Source organism: Paraburkholderia sp. EG286A, assembly GCF_040965375.1.
In the GTDB taxonomy this organism is placed as follows: domain Bacteria; phylum Pseudomonadota; class Gammaproteobacteria; order Burkholderiales; family Burkholderiaceae; genus Paraburkholderia.
Genome location: NZ_JBFRCB010000009.1, coordinates 89499 through 111214, shown reverse-complemented (window position 1 = coordinate 111214; position 21716 = coordinate 89499). Strand labels below are relative to the sequence as shown.

General features: G+C 65.6%; 21 protein-coding genes. 20 read left to right on the top strand and 1 reads right to left on the bottom strand.

Annotated features, from left to right (window positions below; all coding sequences use genetic code 11):
- Positions 1 to 70 precede the first annotated feature (70 nt).
- The 10 genes from AB4Y35_RS34035 (at position 71) to AB4Y35_RS33990 (ending at position 9302) form a co-directional block, all read left to right on the top strand.
- Positions 71 to 991, top strand: coding sequence for a ferritin-like domain-containing protein (locus tag AB4Y35_RS34035; RefSeq protein ID WP_368707869.1), 921 nt, complete (start codon positions 71 to 73; stop codon positions 989 to 991).
- A gap of 61 nt (positions 992 to 1052) precedes the next feature.
- The gene (locus tag AB4Y35_RS34030; protein ID WP_368707868.1) at positions 1053 to 1946 is read left to right on the top strand and encodes an alpha/beta fold hydrolase; all 894 of its coding nucleotides are present in this window, start codon (positions 1053 to 1055) and stop codon (positions 1944 to 1946) included.
- A gap of 108 nt (positions 1947 to 2054) precedes the next feature.
- Positions 2055 to 2885, top strand: coding sequence for a 3',5'-nucleoside bisphosphate phosphatase (locus AB4Y35_RS34025; RefSeq protein ID WP_368707867.1), 831 nt, complete (start codon positions 2055 to 2057; stop codon positions 2883 to 2885).
- A gap of 180 nt (positions 2886 to 3065) precedes the next feature.
- Positions 3066 to 3704, top strand: coding sequence for an L-threonylcarbamoyladenylate synthase (locus AB4Y35_RS34020; RefSeq protein WP_368707866.1), 639 nt, complete (start codon positions 3066 to 3068; stop codon positions 3702 to 3704).
- Between the two features lie 71 nt (positions 3705 to 3775).
- Positions 3776 to 4441, top strand: a complete 666-nt coding sequence (locus AB4Y35_RS34015) for a site-2 protease family protein (RefSeq protein ID WP_233881344.1) — start codon at positions 3776 to 3778, stop codon at positions 4439 to 4441.
- 4 nt (positions 4442 to 4445) lie between these two features.
- Positions 4446 to 5648, top strand: a complete 1203-nt coding sequence (locus AB4Y35_RS34010) for a tryptophan--tRNA ligase (protein ID WP_042264918.1) — start codon at positions 4446 to 4448, stop codon at positions 5646 to 5648.
- Between the two features lie 8 nt (positions 5649 to 5656).
- Positions 5657 to 6289, top strand: coding sequence for a class I SAM-dependent methyltransferase (locus tag AB4Y35_RS34005; protein ID WP_368707865.1), 633 nt, complete (start codon positions 5657 to 5659; stop codon positions 6287 to 6289).
- A gap of 44 nt (positions 6290 to 6333) precedes the next feature.
- Positions 6334 to 7239 carry a 4-hydroxy-tetrahydrodipicolinate synthase gene (gene dapA / locus AB4Y35_RS34000; RefSeq protein WP_368707864.1) on the top strand — a complete coding sequence of 302 codons (906 nt, stop codon included), beginning with the start codon at positions 6334 to 6336 and terminating at the stop codon, positions 7237 to 7239.
- Between the two features lie 135 nt (positions 7240 to 7374).
- Entirely contained in the window at positions 7375 to 8514 is a 1140-nt protein-coding gene (gene bamC, locus AB4Y35_RS33995) for an outer membrane protein assembly factor BamC (protein WP_324160517.1), read from the top strand.
- A gap of 11 nt (positions 8515 to 8525) precedes the next feature.
- Positions 8526 to 9302 carry an MBL fold metallo-hydrolase gene (locus tag AB4Y35_RS33990; protein WP_368707863.1) on the top strand — a complete coding sequence of 259 codons (777 nt, stop codon included), beginning with the start codon at positions 8526 to 8528 and terminating at the stop codon, positions 9300 to 9302.
- A 122-nt stretch (positions 9303 to 9424) separates the two neighbouring features.
- On the opposite strand, the gene AB4Y35_RS33985 is transcribed toward AB4Y35_RS33990, so the two are convergent.
- Complete coding sequence (locus AB4Y35_RS33985) at positions 9425 to 10123, bottom strand: Bax inhibitor-1/YccA family protein (RefSeq protein ID WP_342925027.1); 699 nt, start codon at positions 10121 to 10123, stop codon at positions 9425 to 9427.
- A gap of 303 nt (positions 10124 to 10426) precedes the next feature.
- Here AB4Y35_RS33985 and ndk point away from each other — a divergent pair, with 303 nt between their 5' ends.
- The 10 genes from ndk (at position 10427) to hflX (ending at position 21680) form a co-directional block, all read left to right on the top strand.
- Positions 10427 to 10852 carry a nucleoside-diphosphate kinase gene (gene ndk / locus AB4Y35_RS33980; protein WP_133181406.1) on the top strand — a complete coding sequence of 142 codons (426 nt, stop codon included), beginning with the start codon at positions 10427 to 10429 and terminating at the stop codon, positions 10850 to 10852.
- Between the two features lie 147 nt (positions 10853 to 10999).
- On the top strand, positions 11000 to 12163 hold the full coding sequence (gene rlmN / locus AB4Y35_RS33975) for a 23S rRNA (adenine(2503)-C(2))-methyltransferase RlmN (protein ID WP_342925028.1): 1164 nt from the start codon (positions 11000 to 11002) through the stop codon (positions 12161 to 12163).
- A gap of 201 nt (positions 12164 to 12364) precedes the next feature.
- A complete protein-coding gene (locus tag AB4Y35_RS33970; RefSeq protein WP_368707862.1) occupies positions 12365 to 13543 on the top strand; it encodes a helix-turn-helix domain-containing protein in 1179 nt (392 codons plus the stop codon).
- Between the two features lie 112 nt (positions 13544 to 13655).
- A complete protein-coding gene (gene ispG / locus AB4Y35_RS33965; protein WP_321925303.1) occupies positions 13656 to 14975 on the top strand; it encodes a flavodoxin-dependent (E)-4-hydroxy-3-methylbut-2-enyl-diphosphate synthase in 1320 nt (439 codons plus the stop codon).
- A 96-nt stretch (positions 14976 to 15071) separates the two neighbouring features.
- Positions 15072 to 16409, top strand: a complete 1338-nt coding sequence (gene hisS, locus AB4Y35_RS33960; RefSeq protein WP_368707861.1) for a histidine--tRNA ligase — start codon at positions 15072 to 15074, stop codon at positions 16407 to 16409.
- Positions 16410 to 16500: 91 nt separating this feature from the next.
- Complete coding sequence (locus AB4Y35_RS33955) at positions 16501 to 17130, top strand: YfgM family protein (RefSeq protein WP_368707860.1); 630 nt, start codon at positions 16501 to 16503, stop codon at positions 17128 to 17130.
- Between the two features lie 87 nt (positions 17131 to 17217).
- Positions 17218 to 18363: an outer membrane protein assembly factor BamB gene (bamB, locus tag AB4Y35_RS33950; RefSeq protein ID WP_368707859.1), complete on the top strand. Its 1146-nt coding sequence runs from the start codon at positions 17218 to 17220 to the stop codon at positions 18361 to 18363.
- A 336-nt stretch (positions 18364 to 18699) separates the two neighbouring features.
- On the top strand, positions 18700 to 20037 hold the full coding sequence (gene der, locus AB4Y35_RS33945) for a ribosome biogenesis GTPase Der (RefSeq protein WP_368707858.1): 1338 nt from the start codon (positions 18700 to 18702) through the stop codon (positions 20035 to 20037).
- A 162-nt stretch (positions 20038 to 20199) separates the two neighbouring features.
- On the top strand, positions 20200 to 20436 hold the full coding sequence (gene hfq / locus AB4Y35_RS33940; protein ID WP_027793540.1) for an RNA chaperone Hfq: 237 nt from the start codon (positions 20200 to 20202) through the stop codon (positions 20434 to 20436).
- 59 nt (positions 20437 to 20495) lie between these two features.
- Positions 20496 to 21680: a GTPase HflX gene (gene hflX / locus AB4Y35_RS33935; protein ID WP_342925033.1), complete on the top strand. Its 1185-nt coding sequence runs from the start codon at positions 20496 to 20498 to the stop codon at positions 21678 to 21680.
- The last annotated feature ends 36 nt before the right edge of the window (positions 21681 to 21716 follow it).

Below are 21716 nucleotides of genomic sequence, written 5' to 3'. Positions count from 1 at the left end.
TGGGGGCTTTTCGGGCGCCCCCGCGCGACAGTTTTCCACTCCCGCTTTTCGGTCCCTGTTTCTTTTGCCGATGAATTCCGTTTTCTCTGCCGCCGGCGCGAGCGCTGATGTCCCAGGACCCACCGATGTCGAGCCCGCCTGCTGGCGCCTCGCCGCGCTTGCCGCGCTGCGCAAATGCGACCCGGTCGCCAAGGCCAATGCGGTGCGCGCGCTGCACGTGCAGAGTCAGGCGCAGGCCGCTGCGCCTCGCTGGGAGCCGCAGCGCGTTATCCCGACGCCGGCCGGCTTGCCTGGCCGCCCCGCCGAGCCACCGCTCGTCGAGCCGCGCGAGCTGCAGCGCCGCAGCATGAGCACGCCTCAAGGCCGCGTCGTGCTGCTGCACGCGCTGGCCCACATCGAATTCAACGCGATCAATCTCGCGCTCGACGCGGTCTGGCGCTTCCCCGCCATGCCCGACGCCTTCTACGCCGACTGGCTCAAGGTCGCGGCGGAGGAGGCGTATCACTTCTCGCTGCTGCGTGCGCGGCTCGCCGACTATGGTCACGCGTACGGCGATTTCCCCGCGCACAACGGCCTGTGGGAGATGTGCGAGCGCACCAGCGCCGACGTGCTCGCGCGCATGGCGCTGGTGCCGCGCGTGCTGGAGGCGCGCGGGCTCGACGCCTCGCCGCCCATCCGCGCGCGCCTGAAGCAGGCTGGCGACGACGCATCGGCCGCGATCCTCGACATCATCCTGCGCGACGAAGTGGGACACGTGCGCATCGGCAACCATTGGTTCCGCCACCTGTGCGAGGCGCGCGGTCTCGACCCGCACGCGGCATGGCTCACGCTCGCGGAGCAGTACCACGCGCCGCGCATGCGCGGTCCGTTCAACTTCGAGGCGCGCCGCTCGGCGGGCTTCGACGAAGCCGAACTGGACACGCTGGCGGCCCAGGACGCCGCGGAACAGACCGCCTCGAAGCAGTCAACGGGGCGTCAGTCGAACGGATGACGTACTGCAAGCGCCCAGCGCCTATATAATCGAACGATCATTCTTTTTTGCGGCGGCGCAAATGAATCAATCCCGATCCGAATTCGTCGATGTCAATGGCATCCGGCTGCACGTGCGCCGCTGGGGCGCCGAGGGCGCGCCCGTGCTGTTCATGCTGCACGGCTGGATGGACGTGGCGGCGTCGTTCCAGTTCGTCGTCGATGCGCTCGATGTTCGCGGCGGCGACTGGCAGGTCATCGCGCCCGACCTGCGTGGCTTCGGCCTGTCCGACTGGCCCGTTGCGCAGGGGCAGGGCAGCAATTACTGGTTCCCCGACTACCTCGCCGATCTCGATGCGCTGCTCGCCCATTACGCGCCCGAGGGGCAGGTGGATCTCGTCGGGCACAGTCTCGGCGCGAACATCGTCTGCCTCTATGCGGGTGTGCGGCCCGAGCGCGTGCGGCGCGTGGTCGACCTGGAGGGTTTCGGGCTGCCGGCGCCGTCACCCAGGCAGGCGCCGGCCCGCATGCGCGAGTGGCTCGACGAGGTGCGCACGCCACCGCAACTGCGCACGTACGCGTCGCTCGACGAGGTGGCCGCGCGGCTCGTGAAGACCAATCCGCGTCTGATCGCACCGCGCGCGCGCTTTCTCGCGCAGCACTGGTCGAAGCCCGACGGCGAGGGCGGCTACCTGCTGCTCGGCGATCCGGCGCACAAGATGCGCGGTCCGCTGCTGTACCAGCTCGACGAGGTGATGGCGATCTGGTCGCAGGTGAGCGCGAGGGTGCTGCACGTCGAAGCAGCCGGGTCCGAAACGCTCGCGCGGCTCGCCGGGGCGGTGCCCATCGACGCATTCAAGAAGCGTTTCGAGGCGTTTCCCGACTGGCGTGAACGGATCGTCGAAGGGGCGGGGCACATGGTGCACCACGACCAGCCGGAAGAGGTCGCGCGCCTGATCGAGGCGTTCTGCGCCTGAGTACAAGGCACTTCGAGTGCGCATTCGGGCGGCGGCGAGGCACGCGGCGCCGCCCGACGACTTCACTGCGTTGCAGTAAAATAAACGTTCATCCTTTTCACGCATCCAATGAACGCCGATCTCCACTGTCACTCCACTGTCTCCGACGGGCAACTGGCCCCGGCTGCCGTCGCGCAGCTGGCGAAAGCGGGTGGCGTGGGCTTGTGGGCGCTCACCGATCACGACGTGCTCGGCGGCCAGCGCGAAGCGCGCGAGGCGGCCGAGGCGCTCGGCATGCGCTATCTGAGCGGCGTCGAGATCTCGGTCACCTGGGCGTCGCGTACGGTGCACATCGTCGGTTTGCATGTGGATCCGGAGTGCGCCGCGCTCGTCGACGGGCTCGCGCGCACGCGTGACGGCCGCGCGGCGCGCGCCGAAGCGATTGGCGAGCGCCTCGGCGAACTCGGCATTCCCGACGCGTACGAAGGCGCGTTCCAGTACGTCTCGAATCCCGACCTGGTCTCGCGCACCCACTTCGCGCGCTTTCTCGTCGAAAGCGGCCGTGCGCAGAACACCCAGGACGCGTTTTCGCGCTGGCTCGGCGAAGGCAAGCCCGGTTACATCGCGCACCGCTGGGCCAAGCTCGCCGACGCCGTCGCGTGGATCAAGGCGGCGGGCGGCGAGGCGATCATCGCGCATCCGGGCCGCTATGCTTACACCCAGCTCGAATTCGACACGCTCTTCGGCGAATTCCTCGATCTGGGCGGCAAGGCCATCGAAGTCGTCACCGGCAGCCATACGCCCGACCAGTACGGCGAGTACGCGGCCGTTGCGCGGCGCTTTGGCTTCGAGGCGTCGCGCGGCTCCGACTTCCATGCGCCCGGGCCCGACGCGATCGAGCCCGGCACGCTGCCGCCTTTGCCTTCCGACCTCAAGCCTGTCTGGGAGCGATGGCTGTAGGCCGCGCACGGCGCGCGGCCCACTGATCCCGCCGGTTTGCTGCAAGGCGTTTCGCGCCGGTCAATCCCGCTTTGTCGTCGCTTTGTGGTAACTACGTGCCGTCGCCTGCCGTTCTCGCGCATCGTCCCGCTGCTTTCATCGCCCGCTGTTTTCATCGCCATTCGTCAGCTGATTACTGCCATGTCCCAGTTCTTTCGGCTTCACCCAGAAAACCCGCAGCCGCGTCTCGTCAAGCAGGCGGTGGAGATCATCCGTGACGGCGGTGTGATCGCACTGCCGACCGATTCGAGCTACGCGCTCGCCGCCCGCATCGACGACAAGCACGCCGCCGAACGCCTGCGCCGCATCCGCGGGCTCGACGAAAAGGCGCTGCTCTCGCTGATGGTGCGGGACCTGTCCGAACTCGCGAATTTCGCCATGGTGGACAACCGCCAATACCGGCTCATCAAGTCGGTGACGCCGGGGCCATATGTGTTCGTGCTGGTGGCGACGAAAGAGGTGCCCCGGCGCCTCTCGCATCCGTCGCGCAAGACGATCGGCCTGCGCGTGCCCGGTCATCCGATTCCGCTGGCGATCCTCGAAGAACTGGGCGAGCCGCTGCTGGCCACCACGCTGATCCTGCCGCCCGACACGGAGCCGCTCAACGACCCCGAGGAGATTCGCGAGCGCCTCGAGAAACAGCTCGATCTCGTGATCGACGGCGGGGCATGTCCGTGCGAGCCGTCTACCGTGATCGATCTCACGGGCGAGGAACCGGTGCTCGTGCGCCCGGGCCGGGGGGCGCTCGCGCCGTTCGGCATCGAAGAAGAAGAGGCGTGATGAGACATGCGCGGATAAACCCGGCATCACCGTGGCCAGCGCGCATTGACGCATTGATACAATAGCCCGCCATGGAAGCCAATCTGATTCAGACGATCGTCGTCTACGCCTTGCCCGTGATCTTCGCGATCACGCTGCACGAGGCAGCGCACGGCTACGTCGCGCGCATGCTCGGCGACAACACCGCGTATGTGCTCGGCCGCGTGTCCTTCAACCCGATGCGCCACATCGACCCGATCGGCACGATCGCCATGCCGCTCGTGCTCTATTTCCTGACGAACGGCGCGTTCGTGTTCGGTTACGCGAAGCCGGTGCCGATCGCTTTTAGCAATCTGCGCAATCCGCGCTGGGGCACGCTGTGGGTCGCGGCGGCCGGACCGCTGTGCAACTTCGTGCAGGCCATCGTATGGGGCGTGTTCGGCGTGGGGCTCGCGGTGCTCGGCGTGGACGAGCCGTTCTTCACGCGCATGGCCGCCGCCGGCGTGGGCGTGAATCTCGTGCTCGGCGTGCTGAACCTCTTTCCGCTGCCGCCGCTCGACGGCGGCCGCGTGCTCGGGGCGCTCCTGCCCACGCGCGCGAGCATTGCGCTCGCCCGTATCGAGCCCTATGGTTTCATCATCGTGATGGGGTTGCTCGTGAGTGGCATCTTCACGCGATTCTGGCTGCGCCCGCTCGTGAGTCTAGGTTACGACGCGGTCACGGCCATCCTTACCCCACTTGTGTCGCTCTTTTCATAACATCATGTTCCCAGACCGTATCTTCTCCGGCATGCGGCCCACCGGGTCGCTGCACCTCGGCCACTATCACGGCGTGCTGAAAAACTGGGTGCGCCTGCAGTCCGAGTATCCGTGCTTCTTCTGCGTGGTCGACTGGCATGCGCTCACCACGCACTATGAAACGCCGGATGTCATCGAGAAGAACGTCTGGGACGTGCTGATCGACTGGCTCGCCTCGGGCATCGACCCGAACCAGGCCACGCTTTTTATCCAGAGCCGCGTGCCCGAGCACGCCGAACTCGCGCTGCTGCTCGGCATGAGCACGCCGCTGTCCTGGCTCGAACGCGTGCCGACCTACAAGGAGCAGATCGAGAAGCTGCGCGACAAGGACCTCGGTACCTACGGCTTCCTCGGCTACCCGGTGCTGATGGCCGCCGACATCCTGCTGTACCGTGCGTCGCTCGTGCCGGTGGGCGAGGATCAGGTGCCGCACGTCGAAATGGCGCGCGAAATGGCACGCCGCTTCAACTACATGTACGGCCGCGAGCCGGGCTTCGAAGAGAAGGCCAACGATGCGGCGAAGAAGCTGGGCGGCAAGCGCTCGAAGCTCTACCACGAGCTGCGCAACGCCTATCAGCAGGAAGGCAATGAAGAGGCGCTCGAACAGGCCCGCGCGATGCTTTCCGAGTCGCAAAGCCTCTCGATGAGCGATCGCGAGCGCCTCTTTGGCTACCTCGAAGGCTCGCGCAAGATCATCCTGCCGGAGCCGCAGGTGCTGCTCACGGAAGCCTCGCGCATGCCGGGTCTCGACGGCCAGAAAATGTCGAAGTCGTACGGCAACACCATTGGCCTGCGCGAAGACGCCGAGTCGATCACGAAGAAGGTCCGCACCATGCCGACCGACCCCGCGCGCGTGCGCCGCACCGATCCGGGCGATCCGGACAAGTGCCCGGTGTGGCAGCTCCACCAGGTCTACACCGACGAGCAGACGCACGACTGGGTGCAGAAGGGCTGCCGTTCGGCCGGCATCGGTTGTCTGGAGTGCAAGCAGCCCGTGATCGAGGGCATCCTGCGCGAGCAGCAGCCCATGCTCGAGCGCGCGCAGAAGTACATGGACGACCCCTCGCTGCTGCGTGCAATCGTCGCGGACGGCTGCGACAAGGCGCGCAAGTTCGCCAACGAGACGATGCGCGACGTGCGTGAGGCCATGGGCCTCTCGTACAGCTGATCGCGCCGATGACGTCGACGCCTGCCGCCGGTTCGCACGCCCATGGGCTTTCCGAGCCGTCGCGCTGGGTGCGCCGCTGGGCGCACCTCATCGCGCCCGGCGGCACGGTGCTCGACGTGGCCTCCGGCGCGGGCCGGCACACGCGCTGGCTGGCCAGCCAGGGGCACCCGGTAACGGCGCTCGATCGCGACGCCGCCGCACTCGCCACGTTGCATGACGTAGCGGGTGTCGCGACGTTAGAGTGCGACCTCGAAGGCGCGCCCTGGCCGCTCGCACCGGACGCCCGCTTCGCGGCCGTCGTCGTCACGAACTACCTGCATCGCCCGCTCATGCCCCGTCTCATCGAGGCGCTGGCGCCGGGCGGCGTCCTGATTTACGAAACCTTCGCGCAAGGCAACGAAACGGTAGGAAAGCCATCGAACCCCGCTTTCCTGCTCGCTCCGGGCGAGTTATTGGCCGTCTGTACGCCGGCGCTGCGGGTAATCGCCTATCAGGACGGATTTCTTTCGCAACCGCGTGAGGCGTATATTCAGCGCATCTGCGCGGTACGGGAAAAAACGACCTCAGTGTCCCTCGAAAGAGCCAGTAATGTACCTGAGAACCAGGGCCTACCCGTAACGCGTTACGATCTGACCGGCTAATCCGCTACAATCGCGGTTTAACCGACTCATTTTTCTGGCGTTTCATGGCTAACGGCACTCAGGACGGCATTACGCTGCAAGGCAGCATTCCCGCGATCGTCACCCCCATGCACGGGGACGGCAGTCTCGACCTGCCGGCATTCCGCAAACTGATCGACTGGCACGTGGAAGAGGGGACGGATGCCCTCGTCGTCGTCGGTACGAGCGGAGAGTCCGCCACGCTGGACGTCGAAGAACACATCCTGATGATCAAGACGGCGGTCGAGCACGCTGCCGGCCGTATGCCGATCATCGCGGGCGCCGGCGGCAATTCCACTGCCGAGGCCATCGAACTCACGAAGCACGCGAAGGAAGTGGGCGCACAGGCGTCGCTCCAGGTCGTGCCCTATTACAACAAGCCGACCCAGGAAGGCATGTACCGCCACTTCGCGAAGATCGCGGAGGACGTGGACCTGCCGGTCATCCTCTACAACGTGCCGGGCCGTACGGTCGCGGACATGGCGAACGAGACCATCCTGCGTCTGGCCGAAGTGCCGGGCATCATCGCGGTGAAGGAAGCGACGGGTAATATCGACCGCGCCGCGCACCTCATCAAGCATGCGCCGAAAGGCTTCAAGATTTTCAGTGGCGACGATCCCACGGCGATCGCGCTGATGCTGCTTGGCGGCCACGGCAATATTTCGGTGACTGCGAACGTTGCGCCGCGCCAGATGAGCGACCTGTGCAAGGCCGCGCTCTCCGGCGACGTGAAAACGGCGCGTGCGATCCATATGAAGCTGTTGTCGCTGCACAAGAACCTGTTCATCGAATCGAATCCGATTCCGGTGAAGTGGGCGCTGCAGGAACTCGGCCGCATCGAAGGCGGCATCCGACTGCCGCTCACGCCGCTCGACGTGCGCTACCACGACGTGGTGCGCGCCGCGCTGCGCGAAGCCGGTCTGGCTGGCTGATCCGATCAGCCAGTCGCCGATTTTTCAACCGACGCCGCCAAGGCCCAACTGCCCATTCACTGATAGACCTCGGACCGACCCCGGACCACCGTCTCGCAGAGCAAGGCTTAGCGTTCCCGTATCACGAAGGCCCACATGAAACGTTCCGCTTTTTCCCTCCACGCAACCCGCATGGCGGTGCTGGCGCTTGCCCTCGGCTCGCTCGCAGGCTGCGAGTCGCTGAACGACATGTTCGCGTCCGATCGCGTCAACTACAAGGACACGCCGACCGCGCCGCCGCTGAATGTGCCGCAGGATCTGTCGTCGGCGCCGAACGACCAGAAGTACGTCGCGCCGCCGCCCACGATCACGCTTGGCGGCTCCGCGCAGCGCACGGTCACGCCGGCCGGCAACGCCACGCTCGGCGTGCCGGATGCGCAGGATCCGTTCGGCATGCACGTGGAGCGCGACGGCGACCGCCGCTGGCTCGTGGTGGACGGCCGCTCGCCTGACGACGTCTGGCCGCAACTGCAGGAATTCTGGACGGAGAACGGCTTCACGCTGACGACCGACTCGCCGTCCACGGGCATCATGACGACCGACTGGGCCGAGAACCGCGCCAACATTCCGGACGACTGGTTCCGCCGCACGATCGGCCGCGTGATCGACTTCGCGTACTCGTCGGGTACGCGCGACCGCTTCCGCGTGCTGGTCTCGCGTGGCCCGGACGGTCAAACCGATATTTCCGTCACGCATAACGCGATGGAAGAAGTGCTGACGGGGCAGGACAAGACGGGGTCGAAGTGGGTCGAGCGTCCGCGCGACCCGGCGCTCGAAGCCGCCTTCCTCGCCAAGATCATGCAGAAGTTCGGCCTGACCGACGCGCAGTCCAAGCAGCTGCTGACCGACGCGCGCCCGTCGACGGCTGGCGTCAAGGTCGCCGCCGGTCCTGACGGCACGACGCTCGACCTGCCGGAAGCGTTCGACACCGCGTGGCTGCGCGTGGGCCTCGCGCTCGACCGCACGAACTTCACGGTCGACAACCGCGACCGCGAGAAGGGCCTCTACTTCGTGCGCTACGCCGATTCGATGCAGGAGCTCAAGGGTGACGGCCTGCTCGGCAAGCTTTTCTACAACCCGAAGAAGGCCACGAAGGATCAGGGTCCCGAATACCGCGTAGCCGTGCGCTCGACGGGCAATTCGACCCAGGTTGCCGTGGTCGACCAGAGCGGCCGCGTCGACACCTCGTCGGACGCACAGCGTATCGTCTCCGCGCTCCACGCGCAGCTGAACTAACGTGCGCTGATATGCGATTTGCGAGCCTCGGCAGCGGCAGCGAGGGCAACGCACTGGTCGTAGAAGCAGGCAGCGGCACGACGCCCACGCGCGTGCTGCTCGACTGCGGATTCTCAGCGAAGGAAGTCGAGCGGCGCCTCGCCCGCGCGGGCCTGGCCGCCGACTCGCTCACCGCGATTCTCATCACCCACGAACACAGCGATCACATCGGCAGCGCGCTTACGCTCGCGCGCCGCTGGTCGATTCCGCTTTGCATGAGCTGGGGCACGGCGCAGGCCGTGGGGGCCGACGACGCCGCTGGCGTCGAACTCAACGTCTTGTGGGGCGACGAGACGGTCGAGATCGGCGAACTCGGCGTGTTGCCCTACACGGTGCCGCACGACGCGCGCGAGCCGCTGCAGTTCGTGTTCAGCGATGGCGCGAGCCGACTTGGCGTGCTGACCGACGTCGGCGAGTCGACCTCGCATATCAGCAATGTGCTGAGCGGCTGTGACGCGCTGGTGCTCGAATGCAACCACGACCTCGAGATGCTCGCGGCGAGCCGCTATCCGGCTTCGCTCAAGGCGCGCATCGGCGGGTCGCATGGCCACCTGAACAACGAGGCGGCCGGCGACATCCTCGCGGGGCTCGATCGCGCGAAGCTGCGGCATTTGATCGCTGCGCACCTGAGCCAGCAGAACAACACGCCGGAGCTTGCGCGTGCGGCGATGGCCGCGGTTCTGGGCAATGCCGCGACACAAATCGGGGTCGCTTCGCAGGCCGAGGGTTTCGACTGGGTTGTGCTTTGAGTCCCGCGCCCGCGACGCAGCCAAACGAATAGACGAAAAAAAGCCCATGACGAAAGTCATGGGCTTTTTGCTTGTAGAGGCGGGAATCCGTCGATCCGGCCCCGCCAAGCTTTGATTAGACTTTAGTTACGATTACCGCCGAAGATGCCGAGGATGGCCAGCAGGTTCGTGAACACGTTATACAGGTCCAGATAGATCGCGAGCGTGGCGGAGATGTAGTTCGTCTCGCCGCCGTTCACGACGCGCTGCACGTCGAACAGCATGTAGGCCGAGAAGATCGCGATGGCGAGCACCGAAACCGTGAGCATCAGCGCGGGCAGCTGCAGGAACATGTTCGCGACGCCGGCCAGCAGGATCACGATCACGCCCATGAAGAGCCACTTGCCGAGGCCCGAGAAGTCGCGCTTGCTGACCGTGGCGATGGTGGCCATGGCGGTGAAAATGATGCCGGTGCCGCCGAACGCGAGCATGATGAGCTGCGGGCCGTTCGAAAAGCCGAGGACGAACGACAGCAGGCGCGAGAGCATCAGGCCCATGAAGAACGTGAAGCCGAGCAGCACGAACACGCCGATCGAGCTGTTCTTGGTGCGTTCGATGGCGAACATGAAACCGAAGGCGATCGCGAAGAACGCGAGCAGGCTCATGGCCGGGCTGGTAGCGGCAAAAAGCGAGAAGCCGGTCGCGACGCCCACCCACGCACCGAGCACCGTCGGCACCATCGACAGCGCGAGCAGCCAATAGGTGTTGCGCAGCACGCGGTTGCGGGTCTCCGCCGAGGTGACGCTGCCGCCGCGGCCGAAGTTATAGGGATACTCGTTCATGCTTTCTCCTTGCGTGAGACGCGTGGGTGAGGGCGCGCAGGTGCGCGGTCCGCTCCCCCATAAGATAAGTGCGCCGACCCAGAGTTTCAACGGGTTGCCACACAGTTTCCGTTATGTTTGCACAGCGTATGCCGCCAATCTTAAGCCTCTCTGAATGGTACGGCAGCGCAGTGCATGTGCCAGGCTTGCGCTCATTTGCCCCGGTTTGCCGGGCTATGAGGGTTCAATCGCAATCATACATGGGAACATGCTACAATTGCGGATTCATTTGAATCTGTAACCTCTTAATTTTCTGGAGTTTTTATGGCGATCGAACGCACCCTGTCGATTATCAAGCCGGACGCTGTGGCGAAGAACGTGATCGGCCAGATCTACAGCCGCTTCGAAAACGCTGGCCTGAAGATCATTGCCTCCCGCATGGTTCACCTCTCGCGCGCCGACGCTGAGAAGTTCTATGCTGTTCACGCAGCGCGCCCGTTCTTCAAGGACCTCGTCGATTTCATGATCTCGGGTCCGGTCGTGATCCAGGTTCTGGAAGGCGAGAACGCTATCCTGAAGCACCGCGATCTGATGGGCGCAACCGATCCGAAGAAGGCTGAGAAGGGCACGATCCGCGCCGACTTCGCCGACAGCATCGACGCGAACGCCGTGCACGGCTCGGACGCCGCTGAAACGGCAGCCGTGGAAGTCGCGTTCTTCTTCCCGCAAGTCAACGTCTACTCGCGCTAAGCACGGCGCGAGCTGACTGCAGTAGTAGCATAGGGTCGCGAACGGCGATGACGCTCACCGTCCAGTTCCCGATGCCGCGCAAGTGCGCAGGCAGCCGGGCAGCGCGGGCGGTGAGCGCGCTCTCGCACTGAAATGGCAGGATTCGACATGACGAGCAGTTCCACCGTCAACCTTCTCGATCTCGACGCCCAAGGGCTCGTCGCCTATTGCGAGAGCCTGGGCGAGAAGCCGTTTCGCGCCAAACAGCTTCAGCGCTGGATCCATCAGTACAACGCCGCCGACTTCGACGGCATGACGGATCTCGCCAAATCGCTGCGCGAGAAGCTCAAAGGGCGCGCCACCATCGGCATGCCCGGCATCATCAGCGACAACGTTTCCTCCGACGGCACGCGCAAGTGGCTCGTGGATGTCGGCAACGGCAACGCGGTCGAAACCGTGTTCATCCCCGAAGACAACCGCGGCACGCTGTGCGTGTCGTCGCAGGCGGGATGCGCGGTCAACTGCCGGTTTTGCTCCACCGGCAAGCAAGGTTTTTCACGCAATCTCACCACCGCCGAGATCATCGGCCAGTTGCGCATGGCGGAATTCGCCCTGCGCGCCTCGCTTCTGGGCGAGGCTGGAGGCCGTGCGACCGGCGGTGACGGCAAGGGCGAACGCGTCATCACGAACGTCGTGATGATGGGGATGGGCGAGCCGCTGCTGAACTACGACGCGGTCGTGCCCGCCATGCGCCTGATGCTCGACGACAACGCCTACGGCCTGTCGCGCCGGCGCGTCACGCTGTCCACGTCGGGCGTCGTGCCGATGATGGATCGTCTCGGCGCCGAGCTGCCCGTGGCGCTCGCCGTTTCCTTGCACGCACCGAACGACGCGCTGCGCGACGAACTCGTGCCGCTCAACCGCAAGTACCCGCTGCGCGAGTTGATGGCGGCGTGCCAGCGTTACCTGGAAGTGGCGCCGCGCGACTTCATCACGTTCGAGTACTGCATGCTCGACGGCGTCAACGACACGGAAGAGCACGCACGCCAGTTGCTCGCCGTGACGCGTGACGTGCCATGCAAATTCAATCTGATCCCGTTCAATCCGTTCCCCGAGTCGGGCTTGCTGCGCTCGAAATCGGACCAGATCAAGCGCTTCGCGCAGATCCTGATGGATGCGGGCGTCGTCACGACCGTGCGCAAGACGCGCGGCGACGACATCGACGCGGCCTGCGGGCAGCTCGCCGGCGAGGTGAAGGACCGCACGCGCCTCGCTGAGCGCACGGGCCGGGCCGCGGGCAAGGTCATCGAAGTACGGCCGGTTCAGCACTGAGCCGGCATCAGGAGGGCCGACGGCCACGTGCGGGGGAAACGCGCGGCCGTGGGCGGTAGTAAAAGAAACGTTGCAGAAGCGATCGGAAGCGGCACACTGGCCGCACATTTTGTTATAAACGGTCTGCGAATCGGGTAGAGGCGGGGCGGGACGCGCCCAACCGGTTCCAGTATTGAAAAGAATCGACGCAAGGACTTTGGGATGAGCGAGCCGCAGCACCCTTTCGGGACAGACGGAACTGACAGCAACGCAGGTCGTTCGGCGCCGGGCGCCACACCTTCGCCGGTGCAGGCAGTGCCCGACACGCTGGCCGCAGCCGGCGCGCGTCTTGCGCAGCTGCGCGAGGCCAAGGGTTGGGCGATCGAAGACGTCTCGGCGCGCCTGAAGGTGTCGGTGTCGAAGCTGCGCGAACTCGAAGCGGGCGATATCAGCCATCTGCCGGACACGACGTTCGCGCTCGGCGTGGTGCGCGCCTATGCGAAGCTGCTCGGTACCGATTCCGCGCCGTTTACGCAGGCGCTGCGCCGCGAGCGCGGCATGGCGCAGCCGGATCTGTCGATGCCGGCTTCGGCGGGCTCCGATCTGCCGCGTGGCCGCGTTTCGCTCTCGCTCGGCGGCAGTGGCGCGCGGGCGCCGCGCCGCCGCGCGTCGTGGCTGTGGGGTGTGGCGATCATCGTGATCGCGGTGCTCGCGATTTCCATGTGGCATACGAACAGTGGCGAATCGTCGGCCTGGTTTGCGCGTCTGAAGGCGATGGCGAACGGCGCGAGCGTGCAGACGGGCGCATCGTCGCCCACAGTCACGCAGGGCGTTGCGACCGGCAGCGCAGATGCATCGGCCGCCCAGGGCACGGATCAGTCCGCTGCGCCGCAGGCCGGTGACGCAAACGACGCGGGCGACAACGCCAACGCGGCGCCCGATCAAGGCGCTGCGAGTGCACCGCAAACGGCGCCGCAAGCGGTGCAACCGGCGCCTCAAGCAACGCAGCCGGCGCCCCAGGCCGCGAAGCCCGCCGCTGCAAGCGCCGCGCCGGCTGCGGCCGTTGCCAACGCGGCCAGCGCTGCGCGCGCCCAGGCGGGGAGCGCGCCGGCCGCAGCGGCAGCGCAGACCGCGGCAGCCGACAACGGCGCCGACACCTCGACGTTCGCGATCCGCGTGACGCAGGACACCTGGGTCAGCGTGCGCCAGAAGGACGGCAAGGAAGTGTTCTCGGGCATGATCCACGGCAGCGACGCGCGTGAGATCAGCGGCACCGAGCCGCTCAAGGTCACCGTGGGCAACAAGGCCGGCATCGAGTCGATGACCATCGACGGCCAGCCGGTCGACACGTCGAAGTACGCGTCGGCGCGTGGCAATGTCGCGCGCTTCGTGCTGCCCTGATCAAGACATGGCATGCGTCGCGGCCTGGCAAGTCTGATTGCCGGCCGCGACGCTTTTTCAATTCACGCAGTGCCGCCGCCGGCTAGCCGGCGCTAGTGCGCGTGAGGCGTAAATGGGTTTTTCGATGCAAAGCGAAACGCAATCCTCGACCAGCAACAGTCAGATCTGCTCGAACGAGCCGGTTCTCGGCGGCCACGCGCCGCGCCGCAAGTCGCATGCCGTGCATGTGCGCTGGGGCGGCCAGCTGGTGACGATCGGCGGCGACGCGCCGGTGCGCGTGCAGTCGATGACCAACACCGACACTGCGGATCCCATCGGCACCGCGATCCAGATCAAGGAACTCGCGCAGGCGGGATCGGAGCTCGTGCGTATCACGGTCAACACGCCGGAAGCGGCAGCGGCCGTGCCGCATATCCGCGAGCAGCTCGACCGCATGGGCGTGATGGTGCCGCTCGTCGGCGACTTCCACTACAACGGCCACCTGCTGCTGCGCGACTATCCCGCCTGCGCCGAGTCGCTGTCGAAGTACCGCATCAACCCGGGCAACGTGGGCCAGGGCGCGAAGCGCGACACGCAGTACGCGCAGATGATCGAAGCGGCCATCAAGTACGACAAGCCGGTGCGTATCGGCGTGAACTGGGGCAGCCTCGACCAGGACCTGCTCGCGCGCATGATGGACGAGAACGGCGCGCGCAAGGAGCCGTGGGAAGCGCAGAGCGTGATGTACGAAGCGCTCATTCAGTCGGCCATCGGCTCGGCGGAACGAGCCGTCGAACTCGGCCTCGGCCGCGACAAGATCATCCTGTCGTGCAAGGTGAGCGGCGTGCAGGACCTGATCGCCGTCTACCAGGAACTCGCGAAGCGTTGCGATTTCGCGCTGCACCTGGGCCTGACGGAAGCGGGCATGGGCTCGAAGGGCATCGTCGCGTCGACGGCGGCGCTTTCCGTGCTGCTGCAGCAGGGCATCGGCGACACGATCCGCATCTCGCTCACGCCGGAACCGGGCGGTGCGCGCACGGGCGAAGTCGTGGTCGGCCAGGAAATCCTGCAGACCATGGGCCTGCGCTCGTTCACGCCGATGGTCATCGCGTGCCCCGGCTGCGGCCGCACGACCAGCACGCTGTTCCAGGAACTGGCTTCGCAGATCCAGGGCTATCTGCGCGCGCAGATGCCGCTGTGGCGCGACGAGTATCCGGGCGTCGAGACGATGAACGTTGCCGTGATGGGCTGCATCGTGAACGGCCCGGGCGAGTCGAAGCACGCGAACATCGGCATCAGCCTGCCGGGCTCGGGCGAGAACCCCGCGGCGCCGGTCTTCATCGACGGCGAAAAGGTGAAGACGCTGCGCGGCGAGCACATCGCCGAAGAATTCCAGCAGATCGTGAGCGACTACGTCGCGCGCAAGTACGGCAAGGCCGAAGCGACGAACTGAGCAGGCCGGTCGATCCGCTCGTAGTTCGCATGTAGCCCGCTTGTCGCTCGTTTGTCGCTCGATACGCACAACCGCATAAAGCCAATTCGCAACGCAATGACTGAACAAAAACGCAAGCCCGAAAAGCTCTCGGGCGTGAAGGGCATGAACGACATCCTGCCGCAGGAGGCAGGGCTGTGGGAGTTCTTCGAAACCACGGTGAAGTCGCTGCTTCGTTCGTACGGCTATCAAAATATCCGCACGCCGATCGTCGAGCACACGCAACTGTTCACGCGCGGAATCGGCGAAGTGACCGATATCGTCGAGAAGGAGATGTACAGCTTCACCGACGCGCTCAACGGCGAGAACCTCACGCTGCGCCCGGAAGGCACGGCGGCCGCCGTGCGCGCGTCGATCGAGCACAACATGCTCTACGACGGTCCGAAGCGCCTGTGGTACATCGGCCCGATGTTCCGTCACGAGCGTCCGCAGCGCGGCCGCTATCGCCAGTTCCATCAGGTGGGCGTCGAGGCGCTCGGTTTCGCGGGCCCCGATGCGGACGCTGAAATCATCCTGATGTGCCAACGCCTCTGGGACGACCTCGGCCTTACCGGCATCAAGCTCGAGATCAACTCGCTCGGCGTGGCCGAAGAGCGCGCGGCGCATCGCGTCGAGCTGATCAAGTATCTCGAGCAGCACGTCGAGGTGCTCGACGAAGACGGCAAGCGCCGCCTCTACACGAACCCGCTGCGCGTGCTCGACACGAAGAATCCCGCGCTGCAGGAGATCGCCGACAAGGCGCCGAAGCTGATCGACTTCCTCGGCGAAGAATCGCGTGCGCACTTCGAAGGGCTGCAGCGCATTCTCAAGTCGAACAACATTCCGTTCAAGATCAACCCGCGTCTCGTGCGCGGTCTCGATTACTACAATCTGACCGTGTTCGAGTGGGTGACCGACAAACTCGGCGCGCAGGGCACCATCGCGGCGGGCGGCCGCTACGATCCGCTGATCGAGCAGCTGGGCGGCAAGCCGACGGCAGCGTGCGGCTGGGCCATGGGCATCGAGCGCATTCTCGAACTGCTCAAGGAAGAGGACCTCGTGCCGGAAGAAGATGGTTGCGACGTCTACGTTGTCCACCAGGGCGAAGCCGCGCGCGAGCAGGCGTTCATCGTGGCGGAGCGTCTGCGCGATACGGGTCTCGACGTGATCTTGCATTGCAGCGCCGACGGTCAGAGCGCGAGCTTCAAGTCGCAGATGAAGCGTGCGGATGCCAGCGGCGCGGCCTTTGCCGTGGTGCTTGGCGAGGACGAAGTGGCCAGGGGCGAGGCCGGTGTGAAGGCGCTGCGCGGCACGGCTGCGGAGGCCCGCAGCGAGCAACAAACGGTAGCGCTTGAGGACTTGACCGAATATCTGATCAATGCGATGGTTGCATCCGCCGAAGACGGCGACGACTAACAGGGCCGCCCAAGGGGCCGCCCCGGTGGGGCTGCCCAGGTCGCTGCGCATTCGAAAACAGGCTTCAGAATAAACGAGGAATCGCTACGCGATGAGTTACCACGACGAACAGGAATCGATCGAGAGCTTCAAGGCATGGTGGGGGCAGTGGGGTAACGCCACTACGTGGGTCGTGCTGATCGTTCTGCTCGCGCTCGCAGCGTGGAACGGCTGGAACTTCTGGCAGCGCCGCGAGGCGGCCGAAGCCGCCGTGCTGTACGACCAGGTGCAGCAGGCCGCGAACAGCAGTGACAAGGCCATGCTCACGCGCGTGGCGTCCGACATGGAAGATCGCTTCGGCGGCACGGCGTACGCGCAGATGACGGCGCTCGGCGTGGCCAAGGCGCTCTACATGGCGGGCGACACGGCCGGCGCGAAGGCACAGCTGCAATGGGCCGCCGACCACGCCAAGGACGACGAATTCCGCCAGATCGCAAAGCTGCGTCTCGCTTCGCTCCTGCTCGACGAAAAGGCCTACGATCAGGGCCTCGCGCTGATTCCGCAACCCGATTCGGGTCCGTTCAAGGGCATCGTGGCCGACGGTCGCGGCGATCTGCTGGCCGCGGCCGGCAAGCGCGACGACGCGCGCGCGGCCTACAAGCTGGCCCTCGACAGCCTGCCGAAGAGCGACGCTTCCGAGCGTCAGCTGATCCAGTTCAAGCTGGATGCGCTCGGCGGCTGAATCGCTGGCTAAATTGCGAAGCGTGCCGGACGTGCGCGCCGCGTTGCGAAACCATTCAAACCAACTTCATTCATGCGTCGTTCACCGATGAATCTGCTGAAACGAACCGTTGTGCCCGTCGCGCTCGCGATGACCGTCCTGGCTCTCGCAGCCTGCTCATCGACGAAAGACGTGCGCCGCGTGCCGGTGCCGCTGACCGAATTCAAGCCGGCGCTGGACGTCCAGCAGGTGTGGAAGTCGAGTGTCGGCAAGGCGGGTCGCTATCTGTTCGCGCCGGTCGCCGTGGGCGACGCTGTGTACGCGGCGGGCGAGAACGGCTCGGTCGCGAAGATCGACGCCGCATCGGGCAAGGACGTCTGGCGCACCAAGCTCAAGGACGACCTCTCGGCAGGCGTGGGCAGCGACGGCAATCTCACGGCAGTCGGCGGCCTGAAGGGTGACGTCTACGTGCTCGACTCGAATGGCAAGCTCTCGTGGCAGGCAAAGGCGCCGGGCGAGATCATCTCGCCGCCGCTCGTCGGTAACGGCCTCGTGATCGTGCGCACGATCGACGGCCAGATCGTCGCCTTCAACGGCCAGACGGGCGAGCAGAAGTGGATCTACCGCAACCGCGCCGTGCCGCTGAACCTGCGCGTTTCGGCCGGCATGACGTTCGCGGGCGAGCAGGCCGTGCTGGCCGGGTTCCCGGGCGGCTCGTTCGCGGCGATCAACCTGCAAAGCGGCGACGCCTTCTGGGAAACGCCGGTCTCGTACCCGAAGGGCGTGACGGAAGTCGAGCGCATCAACGACGTGAGCGGTCCGCCCACGCTGGTCGGAGCCACGACCTGCGCGGTCACGTTCCAGGGTCAGCTTGGCTGCTTCGACGCCAATTCCGGTCGTCCGATGTGGCAAAAGCCGTTCTCGAGCACGAGCGGCATCGCGCAGGATGAAACCACGGTGGTGGGCGGCGACGACTGGTCGGTCGTGAAGGCCTTCAGCGTGTCGACGGGCGAGCCGACCTGGACGAACGAGAAGCTCAAGAGCCGCGACGTGAGCGTGCCCGCCGTGCTGGGCCACGCGGTCGTGCTGGGCGATTTTCAGGGCTACGTGCATTTCCTCTCGCTCGACGACGGCAGCTTCGTCTCGCGCGTGAAGACCGACGGCAGCCCGATCACGGCCGCGCCGGTGCTCGCTGGCAACACGCTCGTCGTGCAGACGAAGGACGGCGACCTGTACGGTCTGCGTCCGCATTAAGCGTCGTCTGCGGCGGCGCCTCACGAGCGTCGCGCGGATGGATGCAGGTGCATGAGGCGCTGGAGCCCGCAGGTTCCGACGCCTCGCCCGCTGGCCGGCTGAAGCCGGCCGTGCGCATTTTAGGATGGCGGCGTGCACGACCCCGCCGTTTACCGTTACCGCCACCCGGCGGTTGCGCGGCGTCCCGCCCCGGTCGCGCGGCGCTTTCGGCTCGGGGCCACGGCCCGGCCCGTGAATTTCGTGATAATTTGCAACTGATGCAGCCCCGCAGGCGCGGGGTTTGCCGCGCAGCGCGCCGGACTCGCCGGCGCTGCGCCTTACTGTAGAAAAGATCAGATGAAACCCGTAATCGCCCTCGTCGGGCGCCCCAATGTGGGGAAATCCACGCTGTTCAACCGGCTCACGCGTTCGCGCGATGCGCTGGTGGCCGACCTGCCCGGCCTCACGCGCGACCGTCACTACGGTGAAGGGCGCACGGGCGATCGCCCGTATCTCGTGGTCGACACCGGCGGCTTCGAGCCGGTCGCCAAGGACGGCATCCTGCACGAGATGGCTCGCCAGACGCGCCAGGCCGTGGAAGAAGCCGATATCGTCGTGTTCATCTGTGACGGCCGCAATGGCCTGGCACCGCAGGACAAGCACATCGCCGACTACCTGCGCAAGACCGGCCGGCCGATCTTCCTCGTCGTCAACAAGGCCGAAGGCATGAAGTACAGCGCCGTGGCCGCCGACTTCTACGAACTCGGTCTCGGCGACCCGCGCGCGATTTCCGCCGCGCACGGCGACGGCGTGACGGAAATGATCAACGAGGCGCTCGAAAAGGCGTACGCCGACCAGCCCGAAGAAAGCGAAGAGGACGCCGCGAAGCACGGCGTCAAGATTGCGATCGTCGGCCGCCCGAACGTAGGCAAGTCGACGCTCGTCAACACGCTGATCGGCGAAGACCGCGTGATCGCATTCGACATGCCGGGCACGACGCGCGATTCGATCTATGTGGATTTCGAGCGCAACAGCAAGAAGTACACGCTGATCGACACGGCGGGTCTGCGCCGCCGCGGCAAGGTGTTCGAAGCGATCGAGAAGTTCTCGGTGGTGAAGACGCTGCAGTCGATCGCCGACGCCAACGTCGTGATTCTGCTGCTCGATGCGCAGCAGGAAATCTCGGACCAGGACGCGCATATCGCGGGCTTCGTGGTCGAGCAGGGCCGCGCGCTCGTGGTGGGCGTGAACAAGTGGGACGGCATGGACGATCACGCGCGCGAGCGCACCAAGCACCACCTGCAGCGCAAGCTGAAGTTCCTCGACTTCGCGGAAATGCGCTTCATCTCGGCGACCGAGAAGTTCGGCATCGGCCCGCTGATGCGCTCGGTCGACGACGCCTACGCCGCCGCCATGGCGAAACTGCCCACGCCGAAGCTCACGCGCGCGCTCATCGAAGCCGTGGAGTTCCAGCAGCCGCGCCGCCGCGGCCCCGTGCGTCCGAAGCTGCGCTACGCGCACCAGGGGGGACAGAACCCGCCGATCATCGTCATTCACGGCAACGCACTCGACGCCGTGACGGAGACCTACAAGCGCTATCTGGAGAACCGTTTCCGGGAAACTTTCTCGCTCACCGGCACTCCATTGCGCATAGAGTTTCGCTCCTCGACGAATCCCTATACTGAGAAAAACTAGGCTGTTGCTGAATAGCGTTCGCTACCCCGCAAAGGCCTCCTGGCCGAACCGCCAGGAACCGCGCGGGGGAACGAGAATCGGCTATAGTGTAGCGATTGGTGGTGGATTTCTTTTTCTTCACCCCAATATAAGTTAAACCTGCAAAAAAATACGGAGTTTGCTATGAGCAACAAAGGGCAATTGTTACAAGACCCGTTTCTGAACGCGCTGCGCAAGGAGCACGTGCCTGTTTCGATCTATCTGGTCAACGGCATCAAGCTTCAAGGGAACATCGAATCGTTCGACCAGTACGTCGTGTTGCTCCGTAATACGGTTACGCAAATGGTTTACAAGCACGCCATCTCCACGGTGGTTCCGGCCCGTCCGGTGAACTTCCACCCGGATACGGAAGCGTCCTGACCCATGACGCGGCCGGCCCGGGGCGCCTCGCAGGCTGCTCTGGTCCGGCCGCTTTCATTTTGACATCCTCTAATTTGATCAACGCCGCACTCGTCGGCATCGACTTCGGCAAGACCGAGTTCGAAGCCAGTCTCGAAGAACTCAGCCTGCTCGCCAAAAGCGCGGGCGCCACTCCCGCTGTCACGCTCACCGGGCGACGCTCCAGCCCTGACGCCGCCATGTTCATCGGCAGCGGCAAGGCCGAGGAACTGCGTCTCGCCTGTGAGGCGAACGACATCGAAATCGTCATCTTCAATCACGCGCTGTCGCCCGCCCAGCAACGTAATCTGGAGCGCGCGCTCAATCGCCGCGTGGTCGACCGCACGAGCCTCATCCTCGACATCTTCGCCCAGCGCGCCCGCAGCCACGAAGGCAAGCTGCAGGTCGAGCTCGCGCAGCTGCAATACCTCGCCACGCGCCTCGTGCGCGCCTGGACTCACCTCGAGCGCCAGAAGGGCGGTATCGGCCTGCGCGGCCCGGGTGAAACGCAGCTCGAAACCGACCGCCGGCTCATCGGCGAGCGCATCAAGATGCTGCAGGGCAAGCTTGCGAAGCTGCGTCGCCAGCACGGCACGCAGCGGCGTCAGCGCGAGCGCAACCGCACGATGTCGGTGTCGCTCGTGGGCTATACGAACGCGGGCAAGTCCACGCTCTTCAATGCGCTCACGAAGGCGCAGGCCTACGCCGCCGACCAGTTGTTCGCGACGCTCGACACGACCTCGCGGCGCGTCTGGCTCGGCGACGAAGTGGGGCAGATCGTGCTGTCCGATACGGTCGGGTTCATCCGCGAACTGCCTCACCAGCTCGTCGCCGCGTTTCGCGCGACGCTGCAGGAAACGGTGCAGGCCGACCTGCTGTTGCACGTGGTGGACGCGTCGAGCGCCGTGCGCCTCGATCAGATCGATCAGGTGAACGGGGTGCTGCACGATATCGGCGCGGACACGATCCGCCAGGTGCTGGTCTTCAACAAGATCGACGCCGTGCCGGAACTGGCGGCCCGCGGCGGAACGGTCGAGCGTGATGAATATGGTAATATTTCGCGCGTCTTTTTGAGCGCCCGCACAGGTGTCGGACTGGATGCGCTGCGCTCCGTCATCGCCGAAATCGCGACTGCCGAGCCGCTTGCCGATGCGCCGCAGTCCCTGGCCGCAGACTGGAGCGCGGTGCAGGAAGAACCTCGCTGGGAACCCGAACACGAGCGCTGAGGCGCGCCCGGCATTGTCTTGCACGCAAGGCCGGCC